The sequence below is a fragment of the Nocardioides sp. CPCC 206348 genome (genome assembly GCF_048654705.1).
In the GTDB taxonomy this organism is placed as follows: Bacteria; Actinomycetota; Actinomycetes; order Propionibacteriales; family Nocardioidaceae; genus Nocardioides.
The window spans coordinates 1-5,353 of the sequence record NZ_JBMCZA010000015.1; the positions used below are offsets into that span (position 1 = coordinate 1).

Genomic DNA, 5,353 nt, shown 5'->3' on the forward strand with positions numbered 1-5,353 from the left:
CGAGGCCGGTGAGCTCCTTCGCGACCTCCTTGAGCGCCGGGCTCTTGGCGAGGTTCTTCAGCGGCGCGTGGAGCGTCCCGACCTCGTCGAGGGTGGAAGCGAGGATCGCGACCAGCGCGTCCGGGCTGGGTGCCGGGACGAAGATGGTGGCGTCGGCTCGGGACATGAACGCCTCGTCGAGACCCTTGGTGAAGTTGCTGGTCGCAATGAACAGGATGTGGGGGTTCTTGCGGCCGTTCTCGTCGAGCGCGGTCAGGACGGCGTCGGTGGCGCGATGGACGTCGGCGGGGTTCGCGGCGAGGGATGCCTCGGAGCGGGCCACGACCATGGACTCGACCTCGTCGAGGATGACGATGGTCGGGATGCCGTCGTCGGCGAGGCCGGGGATGTGGTCGGAGAGGAGGGCGGCCACCTGCTGCTGGGAGCGGCCGTGCTCGCCGGACATGAGGCCGTGCGGGTTGATCTCGATACGGCGGACCGTGCTCCCGCTGACGTACGGCACGAGCTGGTGGGGCAGGCCGCGGGCCAGGGTGGTCTTGCCGGTGCCGGGCGGACCGTAGAGAACGATCTGGCCGTGCAGGGCGGTGTTGGCGAACGCCAGCTGGCTTCGCATCTGGATGGTTAGGAGTGCCTGGTTACGGATCTTGTCCTTGAGGGCCTCGTCCATGACGATGGCGCCCCAGGCGCTGTCCTCGGGGGTCCTGTCGGTGATCAGGTCGTTGCTGGTGACGCACTCTTCTACGCGCACTGCTTCCTCCATGTCGCTTGTTGCGGGAGGTCGCGCTGATGTTGCGTCCGCCCTTCAGATTGGTGAAGGGCGGTTGCAGTGGCGGATGTAAACCGGTGGGACGATGAAGTTGGCCGAGGACATCAGGGCCCGTCCAGACCGCCTAGTCGTCGAGGCTGTCCAGAAGGGCCTTCACCAGCGCCTTTGAGTCGTCGGCGGCGTCGTCGTAGAACGCGCGCGGCCAGTTCGTCATGGATCCGTCCGGCTGTGGCTTCACGGTGTCGTATTTGGTTGACGACTCTTCGCGCTCGGCGAAGATGAGTGCGATCCGATCTCGAGTCGCGCCGCTCTTGTCTTCGGCCGTCTTCCGGCGAAGTCTCGTGACCAGGTAGTCGCTATGCGTCTCGATGATGAGTTGCCTACCGCTATGAGCGACAGCGAGTAGAAAGTCGGCCAAGCGCTGTTGGACCCCGGGGTTCAGGTGAAGTTCGGGCTGCTCGATCAGGAGCAGAGAGCCTGGGGGTGCTTGAAGACACATGACGAGCACAGGCAAGATCTGGCTGACACCGGTACCCACATCCGTGAGGTCGAGCTTCCGATCGACGCCAGGCTGTCTCACTGAGAGTTGGAGGCCAAGACGTCCACGATCTTCGGTTTCGAACTCTTCGGCGATACCGAGGTAGGTGGCCCACCGGTTCACGGCGGCGAGAAGTGTCTGGGGGCGCGCAGTAGTTCCGGGGATGTGGGGGCTATTCGCGACGCGCTGCCGCTCATTGTTGTGAAGAACGAACGTTGTGTACTCGCCCTTCATCCCGATGAAGCCCAGGTTGCCGGAGGGGGACGAGGTGTAGACAACCTTCGGGTCCATACGCAATGGCCCGAGGTGCTGGACGCGTGTTGCGAGGAACTCCTGGGCCTCATTGATCGCGTCCTGGAGAAGGTCGGGCAGTTCGGATACCTGCGCCGCTAGCCGGTCGCCACCGCTCAGATTCGTTAGTACCTGGCGAAAGACCTCTCCAACCTGGCTTCGCTGGATGTCGTTGTCCAACCGCTCCGGGTGATCGCTGTAGTACTCGCGCAAGCGCATCAGAATGGTGCGGCGAATGCCCGGGGAGTTCCAAGTTTCGTCGGGGATGGTCGCGGCGATCTGAGTGAGGTCTTCGATGACGATTCTGGCGAGTTCGTCGGTTGGTGTCATCGAGGTCTGATCGTGCAGGTCGGCGCTCTCGTGTCGCTCGCCATGGCTAACGACAGGTCGAACGTTCTGCTTGACCTCGTCAGCCCTAAACGCGTACCAGTTCCAGAACAAGATCTCTGCGACTGCTTCGGTATGAAGGTAGGCGCGTGGGAACCCGCCGACGATGTTCGCGTCGATTGCGTCGGCTACAAGTTCGCCGTCCTCGATGACCTCGCCGTCGTACTGAAGTTCGTGGCCGAAGTTCGAGACAGGAGATGGCTCGGCTGAACGAGCCGCCCTGAAACTTGCTCGCTCTTCATCGTCTACTGACGCAGTGACCTCGACCGCGATGATGCGAGTGGCGGCAGACTGAGCCTCAGGCGTTCCATGAAGGGTGAGGTCCCATTTGAGATTGGTGTTGTCTACAACATCCCTGGGACGCCGGAAGCGGCGCCGAGCGGCTCCTCCGTACGGCATGACGGCTGCGGCCGATTGGTAGAAGTCTGCTGTGCCCATGTGAAAGCAACCACCGATCTGAATCGGCTCGTCTTCATGCGCACCCGCGAAGCGCGTTTCTTCAAAGGTCCCCAGTCGAATCTGGTCCGCGTTCAATGGGAAGTAGTCGCCGTTCGAATTCGCAGCCTGTGCGGCCACCCGAATTGACTGCAGCAGAGTGCTCTTACCGGCCGAGTTGGCACCAACGATCACTGTCAGCGGCGCAAGCGGAATCTCGGCGTTCTCGACCGACTTGAAGTTCTTCAGTTGCCAGCTACGCAACGTCAGCCCGTCGTACCAAGTTGAGTCAGGCACGTGCGGCCTCCAGTACATCGACCTCATTGACAATGATCTGAAGGCGCCGCCCGCCTACGCGGTACTCGAGGACCGGAGGCCCAACCTGCGTCTGTACGGACTGCCAGAGTGAAGAGACTGACATGACACGCACGCAGCGCGTCGAATCCTTCAACTGAACGACAAGCGATGCAAGCGCGACTTGAAGCGGATCGTCTTCGATCGACCGAAGCGATGACCCGCGGTCTGCTGGGTGGCCCGTCGCAAGGAGTTGCCCTTTGTTCCGCGCAGCGGTGAATCGAAGGGCCTGTATGGAGTCGTGCGCTTGATGGGTGATTGGCACAGCAAGGTCGTCAAGAGCCTCGCGCGGGATGAGTGCCTCGTGGTTCGCGACCAACCGATTGATGGCATCGGACGACCTCAGGTGGTCTTCGACGGAAACGACCTCAAGATCTAGGGCGACGGGGTCGACGACGCTGAACCGTTCACCATCGAGCAGTTGGAGTCGGCACTCGCCTGTGAGTGCGATGAACTCCTCAAGTTCCTTCTCCTTCCAAGACCAACGTGCATCCTTCTCATCCCTCAAATGAACGCCGGCAATCGGTAGCGACTCGAAAGACAACGTTGCGGTCGAAACCAGGTACTGAAGCTGAAGGAACCAGGCGGGCCCTGCGACATCCGAAAGCAGCAGCAGGTCGTAAGTGAGTCCCGACTCGCTGCCGAGCACCACCCGGTCTAGGTCGGAGCCGTTGTCCGCCTCCGGGGACAGAAGGGCCACAGTCGCGAATCCGTTGTTGGGGTCCACGTCAACAATAAGAACAAGACGTGATGGTGCGGCGTCGTGGTCCATCGACTCCAGGCGTCGGAGCTGCCCGCGCCGGATGTTCGGGTCGTGGGTGGGCCGTTGGTTGCGCTGCTTTCTGCTCAACGCATCGGCGAGCCAGGTGGGTCGCTCGTCCGAGTTCATCGAGTGCCTCCAGATGAGTCATTGTGGGGAAGGTGTTCAGTTAGGAGGAAGTCGGCGAATCTTGCCAGTACTTCATCTTGCAACGTGGGGGAGAGTTCGCGGATGGCGTTGCCCACTTCGTTTGACGCTTCCTTGAAGCGTCTAGCGGCGATTGGGCGCGATACGTTCAGTTGGGACGCTACGTAGTCATCGGAGCGGGCGTCGATCTTGAAGGCGAGGATTGTCAGTGCTTCGGGAGGCAGCGAAGACAGCCGGGTCACAACGTCTTGCACTGCCACTTCCTGTTCTGGTGTGAAGGCCCGGTCCGGTTCATCTAGGCCCCCCTCAAATTCAACAAGGGCGCTTGGAACGTAATCTGACAACACCAACCGGAGAATTCTTTCCAGGTCCCGCCGAAGGATGTCCTCGCCGACGGTCTCCGTGACGATCCGGATGATTTCGTCCAGTGTCTCCGCGGTGTAGACGATCGGCGCTCGGTCGCTGTTGATAATCCTGACTCGTGGGAGTTTGGCAATTAGGTTCGCAGCCGTCATCAGGACAACTTCAGTGGGCTGAGGGCCTGTGTGGCCGCCGGGAGCAAAGGGCTTGATGGCGTTGAACCGGTCAAGGAGGTTGTCGATGACGGTTCGGCGTCGGCTGCGGCCGAGAGTGCGCTTCACGGTGTGGGTGAGGAGCGCGCGAGCTCGGTCAATGCTGGTGGCGACCGTCATGATGTAGTCCAGCTGCCCTTCTTCGAGCAACTGTGTGACGACTACATCCTGGGTGAGGTTCTCGAGGGCAGCTTCGTCCCAGTTGCCGGTCTCGCTGTAGACCGCCGGCGGGTACTTGTCGGCGATGCGTCTGACGATGCGTTCAACCTCGTCAATCCAGAGGTGCCCGATGGTGTCGGTTTCGTACTCGTGCTGGAGGTCTTCCCAAGTGTGGCCGGTCATGGCACCACCGGTACCGGGGCAGCGTTCGTGGCCGGCGCCATGAGCACGCGACGTGTGACGTTCGGGTCGGGTTCTTCGCACGTTGCGGTGGTGTGGTCGAGGACGCTCTTTTTCGCCGAGAGTGGCAAGTTGATGACGATGCGGCCCTGCTCGTCGATGTCGCACTTCGGGTTGTCGGTGAGGTGGTCGCAGGCGTCGGGTGTGTAATGCGGGTCCTGGAGTATGCCGCTGCTGCCGGTCGTGGTGCGTGCGAAGACGCAGGCGAGGGGGGTTCCGGGAGGCCAGGTGCGGAGGATGACGCGGCGAGGTCCGGGGGCCTTGTGGAGGGCGAACGTTACCTGGCTCTCGTCAACACAGAACCAGGCCACGCCCGGTCTGGGAGCAATCCCCCATGACTCCCTGATCTTAGAAACGTCCATCGGTCGCTCGCTAGATGTCGGGGAGGGTCGCCGTGATTGTGGCGACCCGACTCTCTCACGGAGATCGCGATGGGTAGGGCAGGACAGAGGAACTTTCTGAGAACCGACGTATCCGTATGGCCCTGTTCATCCCATTCGTCCACAACTTCAACTCGGTTACCAGGGCCGCTCGATACTTGATCGTGGCGAAACGCTGACACCTACGCGGAACTTGAGGTCCCCGAGACGTCGAGAGCGCCGGGTCATTCTGGGCGAAAGAGGCGTGCCTCAGCGAGGCGCCAGCACCACGATCGGCAACGGCCGTGTCGTACGCTGCCGGTACTTCGCGAACGTGCCCCGGTT

The 5,353-nt window shown here is 61.8% G+C and carries 5 protein-coding genes; all 5 read right to left on the reverse strand.

Annotated features, from left to right (window positions below; all coding sequences use genetic code 11):
- Positions 1-748, reverse strand: a 748-nt coding sequence (locus tag ACOADB_RS00625; RefSeq protein WP_378595988.1) for an AAA family ATPase, incomplete at its 3' end; no start/stop codon positions are given.
- A gap of 142 nt (positions 749-890) precedes the next feature.
- Positions 891-2,714, reverse strand: a complete 1,824-nt coding sequence (locus tag ACOADB_RS00630) for an AAA family ATPase (protein ID WP_378595989.1) — start codon at positions 2,712-2,714, stop codon at positions 891-893.
- Positions 2,707-3,660, reverse strand: a complete 954-nt coding sequence (locus tag ACOADB_RS00635) for a hypothetical protein (protein ID WP_378595990.1) — start codon at positions 3,658-3,660, stop codon at positions 2,707-2,709. The genes ACOADB_RS00630 and ACOADB_RS00635 overlap by 8 nt, the downstream gene beginning before the upstream one ends.
- Positions 3,657-4,592 carry a hypothetical protein gene (locus ACOADB_RS00640; RefSeq protein WP_378595991.1) on the reverse strand — a complete coding sequence of 312 codons (936 nt, stop codon included), beginning with the start codon at positions 4,590-4,592 and terminating at the stop codon, positions 3,657-3,659. The genes ACOADB_RS00635 and ACOADB_RS00640 overlap by 4 nt, the downstream gene beginning before the upstream one ends.
- Positions 4,589-5,011: a hypothetical protein gene (locus ACOADB_RS00645; protein ID WP_378595992.1), complete on the reverse strand. Its 423-nt coding sequence runs from the start codon at positions 5,009-5,011 to the stop codon at positions 4,589-4,591. Before ACOADB_RS00645 ends, ACOADB_RS00640 begins: the two co-directional genes overlap by 4 nt.
- Between the last annotated feature and the right edge of the window lie 342 nt (positions 5,012-5,353).